Origin of the sequence: Mesorhizobium sp. M7A.F.Ca.MR.176.00.0.0 (assembly GCF_004023165.1) — a bacterium.
Classification (GTDB): domain Bacteria; phylum Pseudomonadota; class Alphaproteobacteria; order Rhizobiales; family Rhizobiaceae; genus Mesorhizobium.
Window position 1 is genome coordinate 1 of sequence record NZ_RZTC01000063.1, and the last position, 18,059, is coordinate 18,059.

17 protein-coding genes and 1 tRNA gene are annotated in these 18,059 nt (G+C 58.2%); 7 read left to right on the plus strand and 11 right to left on the minus strand.

Annotated elements, in window-relative coordinates:
- On the minus strand, positions 1 to 457 hold a 457-nt coding region (gene trxA / locus EOB59_RS20620), incomplete at its 3' end, for a thioredoxin (protein ID WP_128289107.1).
- A gap of 84 nt (positions 458 to 541) precedes the next feature.
- Complete coding sequence (locus EOB59_RS20625) at positions 542 to 1,039, minus strand: prolyl-tRNA synthetase associated domain-containing protein (protein ID WP_128289108.1); 498 nt, start codon at positions 1,037 to 1,039, stop codon at positions 542 to 544.
- A 245-nt stretch (positions 1,040 to 1,284) separates the two neighbouring features.
- Here EOB59_RS20625 and EOB59_RS20630 point away from each other — a divergent pair.
- Both EOB59_RS20630 and EOB59_RS20635 read left to right on the plus strand, forming a co-directional pair.
- Positions 1,285 to 1,359: transfer RNA gene (locus tag EOB59_RS20630), tRNA-Gly, on the plus strand.
- Between the two features lie 297 nt (positions 1,360 to 1,656).
- Entirely contained in the window at positions 1,657 to 3,228 is a 1,572-nt protein-coding gene (locus EOB59_RS20635) for a hypothetical protein (RefSeq protein WP_206622060.1), read from the plus strand.
- Positions 3,229 to 3,259: 31 nt separating this feature from the next.
- Here the strand turns inward: EOB59_RS20635 and EOB59_RS20640 are convergent, their stop codons facing one another.
- Positions 3,260 to 3,469: a helix-turn-helix transcriptional regulator gene (locus tag EOB59_RS20640; RefSeq protein ID WP_128289109.1), complete on the minus strand. Its 210-nt coding sequence runs from the start codon at positions 3,467 to 3,469 to the stop codon at positions 3,260 to 3,262.
- A gap of 237 nt (positions 3,470 to 3,706) precedes the next feature.
- On the opposite strand from EOB59_RS20640, the gene EOB59_RS20645 reads away from it, so the two are divergent.
- A complete protein-coding gene (locus EOB59_RS20645; protein ID WP_128289110.1) occupies positions 3,707 to 4,360 on the plus strand; it encodes a hypothetical protein in 654 nt (217 codons plus the stop codon).
- 39 nt (positions 4,361 to 4,399) lie between these two features.
- Positions 4,400 to 4,879, plus strand: coding sequence for a hypothetical protein (locus EOB59_RS20650; RefSeq protein ID WP_128289111.1), 480 nt, complete (start codon positions 4,400 to 4,402; stop codon positions 4,877 to 4,879).
- Between the two features lie 191 nt (positions 4,880 to 5,070).
- On the opposite strand, the gene EOB59_RS35320 is transcribed toward EOB59_RS20650, so the two are convergent.
- From EOB59_RS35320 to EOB59_RS20680, 7 genes are all read right to left on the minus strand, one after another.
- Entirely contained in the window at positions 5,071 to 5,232 is a 162-nt protein-coding gene (locus EOB59_RS35320; protein WP_164895703.1) for a hypothetical protein, read from the minus strand.
- Between the two features lie 217 nt (positions 5,233 to 5,449).
- A complete protein-coding gene (locus EOB59_RS20655) occupies positions 5,450 to 6,688 on the minus strand; it encodes a site-specific integrase (RefSeq protein WP_128289112.1) in 1,239 nt (412 codons plus the stop codon).
- Between the two features lie 480 nt (positions 6,689 to 7,168).
- Entirely contained in the window at positions 7,169 to 9,343 is a 2,175-nt protein-coding gene (locus EOB59_RS20660) for a virulence-associated E family protein (protein WP_128289113.1), read from the minus strand.
- A gap of 137 nt (positions 9,344 to 9,480) precedes the next feature.
- Complete coding sequence (locus EOB59_RS20665; protein WP_128289114.1) at positions 9,481 to 9,681, minus strand: hypothetical protein; 201 nt, start codon at positions 9,679 to 9,681, stop codon at positions 9,481 to 9,483.
- The gene (locus tag EOB59_RS20670) at positions 9,678 to 9,911 is read right to left on the minus strand and encodes a hypothetical protein (protein ID WP_128289115.1); all 234 of its coding nucleotides are present in this window, start codon (positions 9,909 to 9,911) and stop codon (positions 9,678 to 9,680) included. The genes EOB59_RS20665 and EOB59_RS20670 overlap by 4 nt, the downstream gene beginning before the upstream one ends.
- 649 nt (positions 9,912 to 10,560) lie before the next feature.
- Entirely contained in the window at positions 10,561 to 11,361 is an 801-nt protein-coding gene (locus EOB59_RS20675; protein WP_128289116.1) for a GIY-YIG nuclease family protein, read from the minus strand.
- Positions 11,362 to 11,663: 302 nt separating this feature from the next.
- Complete coding sequence (locus EOB59_RS20680) at positions 11,664 to 12,905, minus strand: DNA cytosine methyltransferase (RefSeq protein WP_206622061.1); 1,242 nt, start codon at positions 12,903 to 12,905, stop codon at positions 11,664 to 11,666.
- 181 nt (positions 12,906 to 13,086) lie between these two features.
- On the opposite strand from EOB59_RS20680, the gene EOB59_RS20685 reads away from it, so the two are divergent.
- From EOB59_RS20685 to EOB59_RS20695, 3 genes are read left to right on the plus strand one after another with little or no spacing between them, the layout of a single operon-like run.
- Positions 13,087 to 14,331 carry a hypothetical protein gene (locus tag EOB59_RS20685; RefSeq protein ID WP_128289117.1) on the plus strand — a complete coding sequence of 415 codons (1,245 nt, stop codon included), beginning with the start codon at positions 13,087 to 13,089 and terminating at the stop codon, positions 14,329 to 14,331.
- Between the two features lies 1 nt (position 14,332).
- Complete coding sequence (locus EOB59_RS20690) at positions 14,333 to 15,733, plus strand: DEAD/DEAH box helicase (RefSeq protein WP_128289118.1); 1,401 nt, start codon at positions 14,333 to 14,335, stop codon at positions 15,731 to 15,733.
- Between the two features lie 15 nt (positions 15,734 to 15,748).
- Positions 15,749 to 16,174, plus strand: a complete 426-nt coding sequence (locus EOB59_RS20695) for a very short patch repair endonuclease (protein WP_128289119.1) — start codon at positions 15,749 to 15,751, stop codon at positions 16,172 to 16,174.
- Between the two features lie 608 nt (positions 16,175 to 16,782).
- On the opposite strand, the gene EOB59_RS20700 is transcribed toward EOB59_RS20695, so the two are convergent.
- The gene (locus EOB59_RS20700) at positions 16,783 to 18,048 is read right to left on the minus strand and encodes a hypothetical protein (RefSeq protein ID WP_206622062.1); all 1,266 of its coding nucleotides are present in this window, start codon (positions 18,046 to 18,048) and stop codon (positions 16,783 to 16,785) included.
- Positions 18,049 to 18,059: the final 11 nt, after the last annotated feature.

Consider the following 18,059-nt stretch of genomic DNA (forward strand, 5'->3'; position numbering starts at 1 on the left):
TGCCGCCGACCTTGGTGATGAATTCGTTGATCTGGCTCTCCGGGATGGCGCCCATGAAGCCATCGACCGGCTGGCCGTCCTTGAAGGCGATGACCGCCGGGATAGACTGGATGCCGAGCTGGCCGGCGATCGAGGGATGGTCGTCGATGTTCATCTTCACCAGCTTGACCCTGCCGCCGGCGGCCTTGACCGCCTTCTCCAACTGCGGCGTCAACTGCTTGCAAGGCCCGCACCAGGGCGCCCAGAAATCGACCAGCACCGGCTGGCGGCGCGATTCCTGGATGACATCGGCGGCAAAGGCAGCCGTCGTCGTGTCCTTGATCACGTCGGCGGGAGTGGCGGGCGCATCGCCAAGCCCTTTCGCCGGCGCCGGCGCGGCTCCACCATACTGTACCGAGGTGGTGTACTGGCCGCCATTGCCGCCAAAGGAGCCGCCGAACGGATTGTTGTCGCTCATCTCTCTACCCTTCCGTGGCGCCGCCGGCCGGCGGCCAGGCGCCCTATGCTTCAGACCATCTGACTCAAGCCATCCATGTGGCGATCACATGGAGACTTTCAAGATAGCAGCATCGTGCCCGGTTGCCTCGACGAATCTGATCAGGTCGCGCGCCGCGATCGATGTCGTCGCCTCATTGGTCAGCGGATGCCCATTGATCACCGCATGCTCCATCAAATCCTTGTCGAGCACGAGCTTGACCCTGTTTGCCGTGTCGTTGATGACGCCAAAGACCGTGACGGCGCCCGGTGCGACGCCGAGCAGCTCCATCAGCATCTCCGGCTTGCCGAAGGAAACCCGGCTGGCGGCGCCGATCACCTGGTGGATCTGCTTCAGGTCGACGACCGCGTCCTCGCCGACGGTGACCAGGAAGAAATTGTCCTTCTTGTCCTTCAGGAACAGGTTTTTCGTGTGCCCGCCGGCGATCTCGCCGCGCAGTGCCTGCGAATCGGCGACGGTATAGAGCGGCGGGTGGCGCTTCGTCGACGTGGCAATGCCGAGTTCGGCAAGAAAGGCCATCAAATCGGCTTCGGTCTTCGGCATCGGTTTCGTCCCGTTTCTCAAGCCAGCCGTTTACGGCCAATGGGGCAGCCGACACAAGACCGTCATGCGACATCATGGTGAGCTGCACCGCCCTTCGCGCTGGCGCCCCGCCGCCCGCCACTCACGCGCCCGCCGGCGGCTTGCCGGCCCCGCGCATCGTGTCGCAAAAAGCCTGCGATTTCCCTGTTGCAATCGCCGCGCTCTTCAGCCATATAGGCCCGGCTTGCGGCCAAGACGCCGCGCGAGCGGGTGTAGCTCAGGGGTAGAGCACAACCTTGCCAAGGTTGGGGTCGAGCGTTCGAATCGCTTCACCCGCTCCAGTTTCCTCCAGGGGACCAAGCATCGAAAAGCCGCGGAACTCCGCGGCTTTTTCGCTTTCAGGCCGGCCGAACCACCGCTGCCGAAAACAGCTCAGAAGGCCCAGGGTTACACACGGGTTACTACCAATTTCGGGGCTTCGACACAGCGCGAAATCGCAGCGTCGACGAATTCCGAGTCAATATTGAGAGGTAGACCCGTCGCGCATCGCCGGCCGAGATCTAAGCGCGATCCAATTGCTCCAATTGCATTGCTGGAAAATCCCCGGCATATGAAAAGAAAAGTCCCTGGGGGATATAATGGCCACGCTTGTCAAGCGACTCACCCTAATTGGTAATCCGTTCGAACACTACACTGCCGAAACTGAACCTAATATCGCTGATTACGCGGTTAGACCGCCCTATCTGCAATCGATATCCGACCGAGCTAGAAACCTAAGTTCCTTCATTCTGTTTGGAAACCGTGGCGCGGGGAAGAGTGCCACTCGCATAACTGTGTTCAACGAGCTTTGGAAGGAGAATGCAAAAAAACCGACGGATGACAGACCTTTTATTGTCAACTTAACAGATTTCTCATCGCTTCAAGTGGTCTTCAAAGCGAATAAGTTATTAGATCGTGACATAGTAGCATTGGCGGCGTTCTTCGTTGTGGAACAAGTACTTGTTTGGCTTTCCTCATTGGAGGAAGATGATCGGGAGATTTACATTGAAGGCCTAGACAAAAGCGAGCGAACATTGGCGCTCGCGCTACTCAAGGGCTTCTATTTGACCGTACCGGAAATGGATCGCGGGGTTTCCACCACAGATGCACTCAAACTGCTGAACAGCGCCTGGTACACCAAGAGCGCTGTCTGGGCAGGCAAGCGATGGGACGCCCTAAGCTCAATTATCGCTGCAGCTGTCAGCGCCTTTTCAAAGAAACAAATTGACGAGGGTATGGACATTTCGGCCCCGGCCGAAGCATTGCTAAAATCGCTCACAGGAGAGGCCGCAAACACGGCGCGGGCCATTTTAAGTAAACTGACAGAGTTCGTGACGGCTTTCGGTTTCTCAGGCGTTTGTGTTCTGATCGATAAAATAGATGAGACACCTAACACAGCAAACTCATCAGAGGCGACCGCCAGACTCATACACCCGCTCCTAAGTCATATTCAGTTGCTGGAAGTTGATCGTTTTGCTTGGATATTGTTTCTTTGGAACAACGTTCAGGATCATTTTGAATCCAGAATCCCTGTACGGCTCGACAAGATCGCGCACGCTAACATCACCTGGAATTCCACCAGCTTGAAAGAAATGGTTGAGGCCAGAATCCGCTTCTTTTCCCAAAGCCGCCTCGCCTTCGCCGATCTCTTTTCGGAGGAACTCGACAGCTCCAAGGTCTTTGAGGACTTGGTTTCGATGTCGGGTAGTTCTCCGCGCGAGCTGATTAAGCTGCTCGACGTTGTTATTCGTGAGCACGATTCGCGTGGAGAGAGTGCGCCCCACCTTATCGATCAAGTCTCGCTAGATGTCGGTCAGGACAAATATGCAAGGGAGACGATTGGCACTTGGTTTAAGGAAAAGCCTCTCCAGCAAGTGCTGCGTCTGGGTAAGGCATCTTTCGTGAACAGGGACGTGCAGACCATCTTTAGGATAACGGACCAGGGTGCGAGAGTACGCATTAACGTGTGGGAGGATGCAGGCTTGGTACGGCAAAGCGGCACTGCACCCAGCGAACTTGGGGGCAAACCTGTCAATCGCTATGTCGTTGCCGACGCTCGAGTAGAACGGATAATCACCCGAAAACTAGAATCAACTGTTGGTGCAGGTGCTGAAGACGGCGAAGATGAGGCGCAGCATGTCGAACAGATCCAGGATGCTGAGGAGGCATAGGCCTTTGTTTATGAAGTCCACTCCGCAAATGTTAGCGGTCTATTCCGGATTCTGCTTCTCTAATAATATCGTAGGGATCAGCGCCTATCGCCCTGCTGACTGCTATGAACTCCGCTACGTCTAGCCGACGTTCGCCAAGTTCGAATTTCGACACGAACGTCTGTCGCTGACCGAGGCGTTTGCCCAGTTCCACCTGCGTTACGCCCGTGTCCTTACGAGCTTGCACAAGCAGCTCGATCATTCTCCGGTAGAGGTCTGAACGAAGTGAGGACAATTGGGGCGCCAGTGCATAGACCAGCGCTTCAATAGAACCCTAATTTGGAGTACCCCAAATTGGGGTACTGTGACATGCTCGCCTGAGTGGGATTCGGGGGCGAGCTTGAAGCATCAGTACGTTGGAGACATCAGCGACTATCGGAAGTATGGATTGTTGAGGGCGCTATCTTGGGGTGGTGCTAACCGGGTCGGTGTGTGTTGGATGCTGACCCCCTCGGACGGCAGTTCAGACGGCGGCAAACTGGCCTATCTCCGAAAACCCGATAGGTACCGACAATTCGATCCTGAGCTGTTCGACATCCTGGCCCACGCTGCGGACGAGTCTGATCGACGTCGGCTGCAAACCATAGAAGACAGCGGCGCTATCCCCAGCGCAAGCTACTTCAACAAGGTGTTGCCAGATGACGCCGCCGGACGCGTCACCTTCATGCAGCGCTGCGCGTCGGACCTCAACGACGCCGATCTGGTGTTCTTCGATCCCGACAACGGCTTAGAAGTGTCGCTGCCGAAGGGCCGCAAGAACTCGTCCAAATACCTTTATCTCGATGAGGTGGCGTCGTTCTACGGCTCAGGCAGATCGCTGCTGATTTACCAGCATTTTCCGCGCGTCGAACGGACAGCGTTTATGGCGTCATGCGTGGACCGGTTCCGTGGCGCCGCTTCCGACTGTGCCATCTGGACGTTTACCACTGCCCATGTGGTGTTCTTCCTTCTGATCCACCCCGAAAGTCCCGCACGCCTCGCCATTGCGGCGATAGAGGCCTGCGCGCGTTGGGGCGAGGGTTTTGTCATTGGGAATTATGTGGCTCGGGAGCGCATTGGAGCTACGATAATTGACAGCCGGATTCCCGCATGATTTTTCGAAAAGTTTGGCTTTTTCAAGGGGATAAACAATATGAACTTTCCGATCCGCCTCGCGCTGCTTGCCTCGACGGCCGCGCTTTCCGCCTGCGCCGGCACCAACACAATCCGCACTTCGCAGAACACCGCTATCGTTCAGGCGAGTGCGGCTCCGGTCTGCGGCGGCATCGGTGCGGCCAGGGTGGCGCAAAAACAGGCGGCGATTGAGACGATCAAGGCGGGCTATGATCGCTATGTGATCGTCGGCGCTGCGGCGGCTGACAACGTACGTGTCACCCAGACGCCGGGTAGCTACCAGACGACGGGCATGGTCAGCGGTGGGTATCTTAATGCAACGACCACCTACCAGCCCGGTCCGACCATGGTCTATGGCAGTCATGACCAGAATTTTGGTATCCGCATGTTCCATGATGGTGAGCCCGGTGCCTCCGGGGCCATCTCCGCACGTCAGACGCTTGGCGACAAGTGGCAGGAGATGGTAAAGGCCGGCTCTGTCAGGACATGCGCATCCTGAACGAGAGCGTGCTTCCCTACCAGGGTATGAAAATGCGAGCCGGGCGCACAGCCGCACGGGTCCCGTTCGCCTAGTATACGTATTTTGCTCTCAAGGGGGGGAGGGTCGACGCGTGCGCCCGGAGAGCGGCACACAATGCGGCGATCGAGAGACGACCGCCGCATCGGGGAGGCGCAGCTGGGTGTGGCGGCTTATTCCGGCTCGATGGCGATGTGATCGACCGACTGGCACTCCCCAAACTCTTCCAGCGCCCATTCGATCTCGGTTGCGTCCAGTTCCATGACTTCCGCAGCGGCTTCGAGCGGCATCCATTCCTCATTGCCGGTTCGCTTGTCCCTGATCAAGATGTGCATCGATCTCTCCTACTGTCCAACAGGACAGTAAAACACAGCGAGAGCCAAGGCACAATTATATGAGCGATATCAGAAGGTTAGCGATTGTCGCCATGTTGCGGGCCTGCACCCACCGCCGCCTGCGCCACCACCAGCCGTGCCGGCCGGACAGCCGGCGCTGCCCGCCACGGCCGTAGGCGTATAGCCGGTGGCGCGAGGCGTAGCTATGCGTACGGGCTTACCCGCTGTAGGCCCGGTCCAGCGCAGCGATGGCGGCACTACCGTCACGAACGGCCTGCGTATAATGGCCGAGCGTGACTGTCGGGTTCGCATGGCCGGCGATCTGCGCGACAAGGCCAATCTCGATGCCTTGGGCCTGGAGCATCGAAATGAACGAATGGCGAGCAGAGTGCGGCGTGACATAGGGCAGGCCAAGCGCGGTGAACACTGGTGCCCAATATCGCTTCCGAAAATTCTGGTAGAGCAGCGGACCGCCGCCGCCAATGCGGGGCTTCGGCCATTCCTGAAGCCGGCCGGGGCCGGGAAACACGCGGTGCAGTTCCTTACCCAACCTGGGGCAACGAACCCGCCATGCCAGGAGCATCTCGCGGAGCGTAGCGCTCATAGGGATCTCGCGAGTGCCGGCCTCCGTCTTGGTCATCTCGGTCAGCGAGCCATCGCGCTCCTGGATGCGCCGGATGCGGACCACGTTCTTGTCGAAATCGACTTCAGACCATAGCAGGCCTAACTGCTCGGAGGGCCGAGTGCCGGCGAGGAAAGCGAAGGCGTAGTAGATGCCTTGCTCCAGATCGTTCTTGGCCGCCGCGATGAGTTTGGCGATGTGCTCGGTGGACAGGATCGACTTCTTGACCTTATGCCGCGCCCGCGCCAGTCCGGTCGGCATCGACGCCGCGCGGATGGAAAAGTCTTCCTCGGCCAGTGCCAGGATCGACTTGAGGTGAGACTTCGCACGGTTGGCGGTATAGCTGCCGCACTGCTCCGTGACCGTCTTGTGCCAGACGCGGATCATGGCGGTTGTCAGATCCGATAGCTTGATATGTCCGAGCAATTTGATGAAGCGGGCGTTCTTGGGGGGAGTGCCGGTCGCGGTGAAGTCGGCACGTTCCTGGCTGGTGCCGATCAGCAACGGCCCCCGGATTGCGCCGTACACCACTACCTTGTAACCCATCAGCGTCGATGGCTTGACGTTGCCCTCCTTGGTCTGAAGCCAATGGTCGATGGCCTGCGCGACGGTTGGAGTCTTGCGCTCATCCATGTAGCTGCCCTCCGCGACCTTCAGCAGCAGCGAGTTCCGGAACGCCTCGGCGTCTTTCTTGCGGTTAAAGGCGCGGCGGCGGCGCTTCTGGGTCAGAGGCTCACGATACTCACAGTAATATTGCGGATAGAGAGCGACCTTGCCGTCACGCAGCTTGCGGCGACGGGTTGCGGTCGTGATTGAGACGTTAAAGTCATTCATGGCGTTGCTCGTCCAAAGGAAAAAAGCGGAACGAAAACACGCGTCGGTAACCGGCACAAGTAATCGCCGGAGCGGCCAACGAACCCGTGAAACGGCCCAACCTGTAACCAGGCGCGTAACCTCGGCCTGTTGGAAAGGTCGGAGCCGCGAGACGACGCGGCCCCGGAAATCTCGGATTCATCGGCCACCGAGGTTGAAATCGCAGTCTCGAAAGCATGGACAGGTGAATGCCGAAGCGGCGACACCAACCGACCAGACGGTGTTCCGGCCGCCCGCACAGCACGGCACAGCGGTACCGCGCAGCCTGCGCTCCGTAGCAGGGAGCAATTCAGCGTGTGCGGCCGCAGGTGGCGGTGGCGGCGGTGGCACCCACGGGCGGCCTGTGCGGGCGCTGTGTGCCGGCCCAGCACACCCACATGGACACACTGCTGCACACCGGGAGTTCCCACAGCACATGCCACCGCCGCCACCGCCACCACCCTAAAAGTTTTGGACAGCGCCAATCGGGGAGTTATCGTCCACGTGGCCATCAGGCTTGGGACGGTGGAACCCTCGTAGAGTTTTGCCGGCTACCTTGAACTTGCCGTCCTCCCAACCAAGCGATCGCATCAGCGCGGCGAGCCGTTTAGCGTGACCGTTATGCTGGCGCTCGACGTCAATCTTCAGAACCTCGCCCAGCAAGTCGCCGGTGTGCACGCGAACCTCCTCCCCCACTGCTCGGCCTCGCACTGTGGCGAGCCTTTCTAGCCATGGGTCGTCTTCAAGTCGTTCCTCTTGTTCGGCGGCTGCGACCGCCCAAAGCTCCTTCGGCAAGACGATGCTCTCATCTTGCGCCTCAAGCCGCGCGGCCTCGGCCCAGAGCTGATCTCGGTCGCGCCGAAGCGCCTCTAGATCGATTACGCCGGTCCTGACAGGGAGGAAGCGGCGATTGCCAGTACGGTCCTTCAGGTATTTGTGTTCGTTGGTGGTGCCGACAAAGATGGTCTGCCTGCCTCGTGCCTCCGAGAAGCGGCCATAGGACATGCGGGCACGATCAACGTCGCGAGACGCGAACGCCTTCATCCGTTCTACCTCTCCCTTGTTGAGCCCGGACATCTCACTTAACTCGTAAATCCAAACGCCCTCCATCGCCTCCATCTGTGCTTTTGTGTCGAGCGCCAACAGTTCGTTGTCAGAATGGTTGCCAGGGCCGGCAAGGATCCGCAGCGCAGTTGACTTGCCTGTTCCCTGCTTGCCTTCGAGGATCACGATGGTGTCGAATTTAACGCCCGGCTCCCGCACGCGCCTCACCGCCGCGATGAGCATGATCCGACCAATCGCACGATTGAGCGGTGTGTCATCAGCCCTCATGTAGGTGCTCAGCCATCCGTCGATACGGGGAACGCCATCCCAAGTGAGCGCATCAAGCATTTGTCGGATCGGGTGGAAGGTGTGTTCCAGACAAAGTTGCGTCACCGCATCGCGGACGTTCTCGGCTTTGGGATCGAACCCGAACGACTCGATGATCGCGGCGCGCAACATTGCACAGGCATCATCGCTGATCTCCCCCTGCTGCTCTTCAAGTAGGGTGCCGTTGACGACCTTTCGATGCCGGAACAAATCGTGGGAGAAGCTGAGCTCAAGCTTCTGGAGTGCGACAGCAGTATTCCGCATCGTTATCCTCAGGCCGCCGTTCTTATCGCAGTCGGGCCAACCATCCGACACTGCGGCCAAAGCGGACCGCGCCTGTCGTTGTGCGTAGTGAACAGGCCTCTTCTTCTCCATTACCGAGCGCGAGATGCCAAAGGCCTGATTGATGAGCACGCCCGCAATGATTCCTACCGGACAGCCTGCGCGAGCTAGATCGCAGGCGACGCGGTACACAGCCTCGCTGCGGGAGCGAAAGCGCGGAGCAGCACCGTCGCGCGGACGCTCGGGATCGTCGCCCAATTCGATGAGTGTCCGCGTAACTGGCAGCACCGACAATGGAAGCTCGTCCAAGCCCACCAGCACCACGGGCGGGTCTTGAACAACCGCACCGTTCGGCCCTGTTGGCGTCGGCTCGTCGCTCTGCGCGAATTCGTCTAGTGAATAGCGCAGTGACCAGTCTGCTTTCACGACGCGAGCAAGTGTCGGCTTGCGCCCCGCCCGCTTCTTCTTCGCGTTAGGGATGTTCACCGTCCCGGGCAGGCGCAGGATGCGGTCGATGTTGTGGCAGTTATCACCGCCGAGAGCTTTTGCGATTGCCATATTGCTGGCTTCGACGCGCAACAGATCGCCGGTCGGCTGCGCGAGATTCCAGTAAGGGTGGTACCCTCCACCGGAGAACACGACGATGCTCGGGGGCGGTATGAACTTGAGAACACGCTCCTCCGCGTTCGTATCATCTATGTCGGAATGCAAACGCAGCGCGGTCGCCACATCGTCCTTAGTGGCTTTCTTGTTCGTAGTTCCGGGTCGTAAAGCATTGACGTGGAAATAGAGATTGCTCAGGCCTTGCCGTGCGTCGATCCACGCGCGCATCCTGTCGATTTCGTCCGGAGAAAAGGTACGAGCCGTGACACGTCCCTTCTGATCGATGGCGACGAGGTGGCGAGGCAAGCCGGGGAACATATGCTCGAGGAATTCAACAGCTTCATCGGTGTTGCCTTTGGGAATAGGGTGATCTTTGGACATCGTGTGCCTTTGATTTTTGGGCAAGCCGATCCCGTTCCGTGCCCAGGCCCGGCGGGACGTCTCAGGTTGTCAGGAGAAGGCGCGCGGCTCGGTTTCGAGCCGCGTAAGGCTCTGTCAGGTCCTTTGTAGAACGGCCATTAGGCACCCTCCGACTGGACGATGATCGCGAGAGAGTGGCCGTTCGGGCGAACTTCCAAAGTAAACGTCAATTTCGACGCGCTCCCAGCAATCGGAACGAAATGTTGCCCAGTCTGCAAAGGAGCGTGATAATAAGTCGGCGGGCTCAGATGCTCGACCGGATCGTCGTAATTCGGGGCGGAATAGGGCGCGCGCATCATTCGGCCCCTCCCTGACGGGAGGCGTCGATAAAGGCGACAACCTCGGATAGTTTCAGCAAAGGACGCGAATTAAACGGCCGATACGAGGGAATCTCGCGGCGCTTCACTGCGCGTTGAATTTGCCAATAGGGCAGGCCGAGCTCCTCGGCCACCTGATGAAGGGTAAGGAGATGTTCTGAAGAAGTGCCTGGCGCGTGGTACGGCCCGGGCTTTTGGAAAAGCGCATCCATCGATTCTCTCACATCTAAGGAAGCGAGGTGAACCGATGGGAAACCGGCATCGATCCACGCTCTCGCTCCCGATTTCATTCGGGTTTGAAAGCGTGATCAGCCGTAAAGAGTAGCTTTAGGGTCTTGATCGCAGTTCTAGGAAACTGCTCGGTTTGCTGAGCTAAACATCTCAGGCATCGGAGCCCTGATGCAGTGCGTCATTGAAACTACCTAGAATGTTTCGACGCAACGTCTCCCCGTATCACGCACTTTAGGATCGCCGATTTTTGTGGGAAACGCAAGGCATAGTGTTATGGGGATCTTCAGGCACACAATGCAGTCACCGCTCCCGAGCGGCGGCGGCGACGCTATGACTGGTCCTGGCTACTGGGGGGTCGCGCGCCCGTGTAGCTGCGCCGCCGCTGAAAGTCGCGACATGTGCGCAGCGTGGGCAACGGGAGGACTAGGATATCGGCGTACGCGCCAAGGTACACAGCTCTTGAACTACGAATTGCAGTGATTGTGTTTTCCGATTGTCATATGAGGTTTCGCGCCCCCTAGATGCCAACCGAATATCGGTCGCGGGATATCCCTTTGATCGATAGGGGGATTAAGCCTTCCGTGGAACCTAACCGACGGGATCGACCGCACTACCATCGCAATAGTATGGTCAGTCCAAGAAATCCGATAGCATAGCCTCTGGGATAACCCCAAATTCCCCGCCTCGCCAATAATGATCCAGCCTTAGCCTCTCCAACTTCTCGCCCTCAAATCGCCAGGCTTGGCTTCCGTCCGCAAAATGCCGAACAGACACTCGACTCCATTTGACCCGCGAGTCTGGAGGAAAGCCGGCGTTTAGCTCTGCCAGTCTTCTCTCGGGACTATTAGACATACCGACCTTTATGAGCACGTGGCCCGACGGCAAGTCGAGCAGAGCATCCACTCTGCCGGTCAGACGAAAAAGATAGACATCAGTAGGTCCATCGACTCTTTCAATCCAAATGCCTCCACTCGTTGGTGGTGGCCCTCGGCGCCACTTCGGCCCATTTTGCGCTGCAATGTCGACCCGCAACCCAGGCCTGAAGCCGTCGAAGGACCAGACTATCTGGATAGGCGTTTCGGCGTTTGCCTCAATCGCCGTTGCGTCGCCGGCATACGTGAAAGGTGAACGATCTTGCGCTCGCCAGAAAAGATGGACAGGTCTCGTGTTGGATATCATCCGGTCGATTTGAGGCTGGCCGCGATGTGAATTTGTCTTGCCAAACCAGATCAGGTCCTTGCCGACCCATCGGTTCGCATAATCATGCCCGGTCCGGCCCGGCACTCCAACGTTCGTAAAAATGTAGGTCGCTCCGTTCCAATCTGTGTAGCCGGTCATCCAAGAACCACCGCCACGATCACGTTCGGACAGCCCTGCAATTTGGCCAACTTGCTCTCGGGTATAATGCTCACCAACGATGAAATCGGGCACGTTCAATCCCCAATGAGTTGCATCGGATCCAACCAAAGCGCGTCAAATCCAGCCGGATTATTGCCTTCTGGTGTATGCCGGGGCGGCTTTAGGCTCATGCATGCGTATAGCCTACCACTGCGACACGGCCGAAGGCAGGCAGGTGCGAATTGTAACGACAGCAAGTCCTGGCATTACGGGGAGTTTTGCGTGCGATCAGAGCCCTTGCAGCCATAGGTGCTACGGGGGAGCGTGATAGATCGGTCGGACCAATGTAACCTGGATAGGCCGCATGGCTTTCTCGACCAGATTACTACGGTGATTCATGCGGCTTCTTTCAGTCTTGGTTTCCGGTTGCCTTTGGCCCTCCAGCGGCGGACATGTTCCAGCACGGCTTCGGCGATCGCTTGGGCCACCTGTAAAGGCACGGCATTTCCCACTTGGGCGTATTGCTTGCTGAGTCCGCCCGCGAACCTAAACGAATCCGGGAAGCCTTGGAGCCTGGCGGCCTCCCTTACGGAAATGGTTCGATCTTGCGTCGGATGAATGTAAGCACCCCAATGAGGGTCACATTTCGTGAGGATCGTGGAGGCAAACCCACCCCGCGCCAGCCGCCCGTAGCGCTTAGTATGGTCTTGAAGTCTGGCCCGCTGCATGCCCGCAGGCAGCAGCTCCCGAGGCACGTCGCGCCAATTGCCGCCCTCCGGCACGTGAGCAATCCGACTTAAATTGACCTCGGTGAGTTTGTGGCAGATGTGATTGTAGAGCTCGGACGACCAGCGGCGCGCGGCGCGCTGATACTTCGTTTTCGCTTGGGGGATGCCGGAGCGAGAAGCGACAAAATCGCCACCGCCGTTCTCAATTTCTGGGAGGTCGCCGATCGCCTGCCAGACCGTAATTGGCGACCTTGTTGCACCAGCCGGTCTTTCTTTCGGTCCACCCCACTGCACCAATATTGGCGACCAATGAGTGGGACTGGGAATCAGCTCGGATGCGGGTCCTAGTCGGCTAGCGACTATAAAGACCCTTCTGCGGAGCTGCGGTGTCCCAAATTCCTCGGCGGAAAGACGTGCCACCACAGCATCGTATCCCAATTTGCCAAGCCGTCCGAGTATCTCCTCGACTACCCTCCCGTTATCGATGGAAAGTATGCCGGGCACATTCTCCATCACGAGCGTTCTGGGGTTCAAATGCCCCACCAGCTGCAAGTAATATTCGAACAATCGAGCCCGTTCGTCGGCCGCCGACCGATGGTGGTTGTTGTGACTGAATGATTGGCATGGTGGCCCTCCCACTAGACAATCCAGTTGGCCGGGGATCAGCCCGCCGTCGTCGAGGAAATCGCAGGCAGACAGATTGGATACAGGTCCCTCGAAAAACGAAGCCTCAGGAAAATTGAGGCGGAACGTTTGGGCGGCGTCTGGGTCGATGTCATTACCCGCTAGCACACCCCATCCGGCCGACTTAAAACCTATCGCCAGGCCACCAGCTCCCGCGAACAGATCAATGCAATAGGCCTCTGATTCGGCTCGCTGCTGTCGCCGCGTGTAGTTGATTTTACTCAAGCTTTTTGGCTTTCGATTAGCGGCAGCGACCGGAGAATCCTTGCTCTTACACTATACACTATACGTGACAAAAGGTGAACATATGGTTTTTCGGCCGCAATCCACGACGCTCGTATTGACATCTTGCCTGACTTGATCGATGTTGATCGAACTTGCCTGAGCAAGATAGGAAACGACGCCAATGACCGAGAATATCGCCAAGCTCGAGATCCCGCCGCACCAAGTCGAGCGGGTTTTGTATGAGAAAATCGGGAACACTGAGTGGGAACTAAGGGAGGTCCGGCTCAACGTTCACGACGACGTAGCCCTTTGGGCGGACAACCCGCGACTGCAGACATCCATGATGGAGGGTTTTTCGTCTGAGGCGGACCTCGAGGAGGCGCTTCGGCTTTCCCCTGGCTACGATGGCCTGCGTCGTTCGCTCCAGGAGATCGGTCAGATGCAGTCGATCTATGTTCAACGCACCACCACAGGAAAGTATCTGGTGTTGGAGGGAGCCACTCGGGTCACCATCCTCCGGGAGTTGGACCGCAAATTTATCATCGGGAAGAACCAAGGAGTTTTCCGTTTTGTGCAGGCGAAGGTTCTCCCGCAGAACTTCGGCGAACGTGACGTTGCAATCCTTCTCGCCGGCATTCACGTTCGCGGCTCTGGCGTACGGGACTGGGGTCGCTACATCGAGGCGAAGTTCATCTATGAAACCGTCGTGGGGCGCCCGGGGCACCCACCGCTAATGAATCAGACCACCCTCGCCGAGAACATGGGCAAGTCTGAGTCTTGGGTCGCGCGGTTGAAAAGCGCATACGAGTTCGCGCTCAAGTTCGTGGAGCACGTGGACGACGACCCAAACCCGAAGAAGCTCGCTGCACAGAAGTTCAGCGTCCTCGAAGAGATCAGCAAGGCGCGCGTGATCGGGTCGCAGCTCCGGGACTTCGATAACAAGGCGTACGACGAACTCCGCGAGGATGTCTTCGATATGGTCCGGAACGACGTGTTCAAGGAATACCGCGACGCGCGATTCCTGAAGGAGTTCTACGACGACGCAGACGCCTGGGCTCAGCTGAAGTCGGGAGAGAAGCATGTCGCCAACAAGCTTGCCCAGCAAACCCAGGATAAGAGCAGTAGCCCCAAGGCGAAGATCGCCGCCATGCCGCAGCTTGTCCGCCGGGCCATTGACCGGGGCGAAGACGGCTTCGACGACGACGACATCGCAACCCTCCAGCAGACCATCGACGCAATCGAGGACAAGGTCCACGACGGCGTTCACCCTTATCGGCTCGCGCTCAAGAAGGCGACTAGGACGCTCAACAAGGCCAGCCGGGCCGACGTGGTGGACCTCCAGCCGTCCGATATCGCCGAGTTCCGCGACGCCTACCAGTACTTCGACGGGCTAGTCGGCCAGCACCACCAGACCAGGGGGGAATAGAGTGACGTTCGAACTGCTCCAGCATCAGCACGAAGGCGTCGACTTCCTGATGGGACGAGGCGCTGGACTGCTCGCATTCGAGCAGGGGCTCGGCAAGACCTTTGTCGCGATCGAGTCTTTCCGGCGTCTCCTGGACGGCGGCCGCGCCGACAGGATGCTCGTGATTTGCCCGAACTCACTCAAGCGGAACTGGGTCGCCGAGTATGCAAAATTCGCGCCGACTGTGTCCGTCGAAGTCGCGGAAGGCACTCCGAAGAAGCGGCGTACCGCATTCCGCGAGTCTCGTGCCCGAGTCCTTATTACCAGCTATGAGACGGCGCGCGCAGAGACCACGGCACTCCTCGCCTTCGTGCAGCGCCAGCGGACCGTGCTGACGTTGGACGAGTCCCATGCCGCCAAAAACTGGCGCTCTCTAATATCAACCGCCGCCAGGACCGTCGCGCCGCATTGCGCGTTCAGATGGCTGCTTTCGGGCACCCCCGTTACGAACACGGCGACCGATCTCTTCACCCAGGTTGAGATCATTGAACCAGGGCGCGGCTCGCTCGGCTCACTGGAGTCCTTCACAGCACGACTGGAGGAAGACCCCCAGGCCTCCTTCGCCAAGGGCGTGATCGACAGGTTGGTCCTGCGCCGCACCAAAGACCAGTGCCTCGATCTTCCGGACAAGTCGTTTGCCGACATTCGCGTCGAGCTGCAGCCGTGGCAAAGACGGCTGTACGATGAGATGCGCGACAAAATGGTCTGCGAAATAGAAGCGATGAGCGGCGATCAGTACCGGGCGTCTGCTCCGAGTGCGCTTGCGAAGCTCACCAGACTCGTTCAATTGGCGTGCAATCCCTCCCTGATCTTCCCTGAGCTGGGACAGGTGCCCGCGAAGTTTGAGGTGCTTGACGGCATCATCAATGACATCCTCTCGGTGCCAGGCAGGAAGGTGATCCTGTGGTCGAACTACGTCCGTTCGATAGAGACACTCCTCCGGCGGATCGAGGGGTCGGTCGCGATCTATGGCGGAACACCTACATCAGAGCGCCACGGTATCGCAGCGAGTTTCCAGAACGACCCGAACGTACGCGTGCTCATCGCGAATCCCGCAGCCGCAGGTACGGGCTTTACGCTCACCGCTGCGAGCTACACGATCTACGAGTCCCTCTCTTGGCGGTATGACCATTATGCCCAGAGCCAGGACCGGAATCATCGAATCGGGCAAACGGAGCCGGTCACTTATATGCGGCTGCTGGCGGTCGATACAATCGAGGAAGCTATAGTCTCGGCACTTGAGAGGAAGTCGGCATTGGCACGCAGTCTCCTGGGCGACGGGGGGTCGGGTGACATCGTTTCGCAACTCAGCAAGGAGGAGATGTGCGAGCTGTTGAAGACGAACCGTCTCCCTCCCGAATAGCGCAGGGCGCGAAATATGGCTGACAGGATCACGACTGAGCAGAGGTCGCGGAACATGTCCCGGATCAAGGGCCGCGACACGGAACCCGAGATCCGCCTGCGCTCAGCGCTGCACCGAGCTGGCCTCCGGTTCCGCGTCTGCCGCACCGACCTGCCCGGGCGTCCGGACGTAGTGTTTGTGCGCCAGAGGCTCGCGGTACAGGTCCGCGGATGCTTCTGGCACCAACATCCGAACTGCAAGGGAGGGCGGATTCCACGGTCCAATGTGGGCTACTGGAAGCCTAAACTGGAACGAAACGTGAAGCGTGATGCCGAAAAGGACGCCGCACTGTGCAATCTCGGCTGGCGCGTGCTGATTGTCTGGGAATGCGAAATCGACACATTCGCTGGCGTCGCGTGCACTGTCGGGAAAGTGGTTGGCGAGCTCGCCAGCGAGCTATAAATTATTGAAGTTGCTGAACTTTTAACAGCTCATAGCTCGCTGCAGAGTTCTGTGTCAATTGCGATGGATCTAATGGCTGATTTGAACGCGCTAGATTTGAGGGCACGAATCCGCCGGGCTTCAAGCTGGCCAACGTATGTACGGATTCACCATGTCCTTTCGCTCGCTAGAAGGCCACGATTTACCAACCTGATGAAAGCCGTGCCGCTCATGGAGAAGGCGGGCACCGATGTTCTCGGATTGAATGGTCGCGAAAAGGCCTTGACTGCCAGTCGAAGCCAAAATGCCCGACATGACCAGGTCACCAAGGCGAACCCCACGGTGAACTTCAACAATATATAGCCAACCAACTTCACCGTTGGTGGGTTCGATTGTTCTTCACCGCGTTCGTTCCCACCAATTCCCCGACGATAGTGAGGAATGTGAGATGGTGCGCACTGGCGATGCGTTTCGCGAGGCCTATGGCCGTTACTTGCCCGCCGCTCACCACAAGTTTTGCGAATTCACGTACATGACCCATATCGAAGGATTTTGCTAGCTTTACGACCAATTCTAAAGACAAATTTGCCTCCGCTAGCGCAAAAAATAGTGTCAAAGACGATGCGAGCTCAAGCGGTCGGAAGCCATTTCTTGTACAGGCTCTTTGCAGCTGTTGGCACCGACTTCGCATCGACAAGCGCGACCAGTGCACGAAAGCGGCTATCGCATCCTTTGCTCGACTTGATACGGTTTGCCACGAGCGACGATCCCCCCGGTATTTCGAGCATCAGCCTAACTTCGTTCGGTGAAAATGATGTCACCATTTCCCGATAGTGAGGCATCGCGGCGTGGGAGGTCCCGTAGACACTCCCTGTGCCGGCTGTGACGACCGCGTTTACGAATATGGTCTGGGCACTTTCGGGGACACGATTGTTTCGCGACAGACGGGCAAGTCTCTCGGCGAATGGCGGCTCATTGTGAAAGTTGTCCCAACCGTTGTGGACCGCAAGGAGTTTGCGGCTTGCATCGGTAAAAATGCTGTGCACCTCAGCGTCGGTCAGGAGCGAAAGCTGCCCCAGTTTCTCGAAAAATTGGAGCGATGCCTTTTTCCGTGTCTCATCACCTTTGGCTTTGTATTCCTGATGCCTGTCGACCAACGCCGATCTGGTTCTTGGGCTAAATTCGTCGCTCAATGCCTCGCAGATCGCTAAAGCGTTTAGCCGGGCTTCCTCCACTGAATCCGGGTCGCAATAGATGCCATGCAGCATCACGAATATCAGTTCCCGCTGGGCGTCGTATGTTTCGCGTACCCTACGCTCCCATTCCTCTCGCTGGTCTCTCTTGAAACGGGCCGTCTTGAGCGCCGCCAACATGGCCCTCGTGTCTACACCCTTGGGGTTGCGGACACTTGAAAGCGCGTGCTTCTGGCATCGGCTCAGGAATGCGAGAAACTCGTCCTCATCAACGACACCTTCAGCAGGGTGGGCAGCGGAGAAACTGTTTCGTGTCGCCCGGCATTGATCGAGAAAAAAGTAGTCGTCATCACCAATGAGGTTGAGCTTTAGGCACAAATCCAGAAGTTCTGCGTCTTTGAGATCGAGGAGGGCGTCCTGATCGAAAGATTTGTCATCCAGCACCTGCGGGACGACCGCAATGCCAAATCGCCGGACCTTTTCACGTAGCTCTAAGATTGCGGCATTCCAGACATAGTTGATCGCGGCGTCGAAGAGCCCGCTGGCGACGGCGACGCACATCTTTACGATGCGTTCATCACGCAATTCCGGGGGAATCCTCTTGATGAGCCGTGGCAACTGCGACCAAGCATGTTCTATCTGTTCGTCATCCGCCAGCACGTTGCGCGGCACGCCAAGCGCACTGGTCAGCAGTTCGAGCATTGATGAAGAAT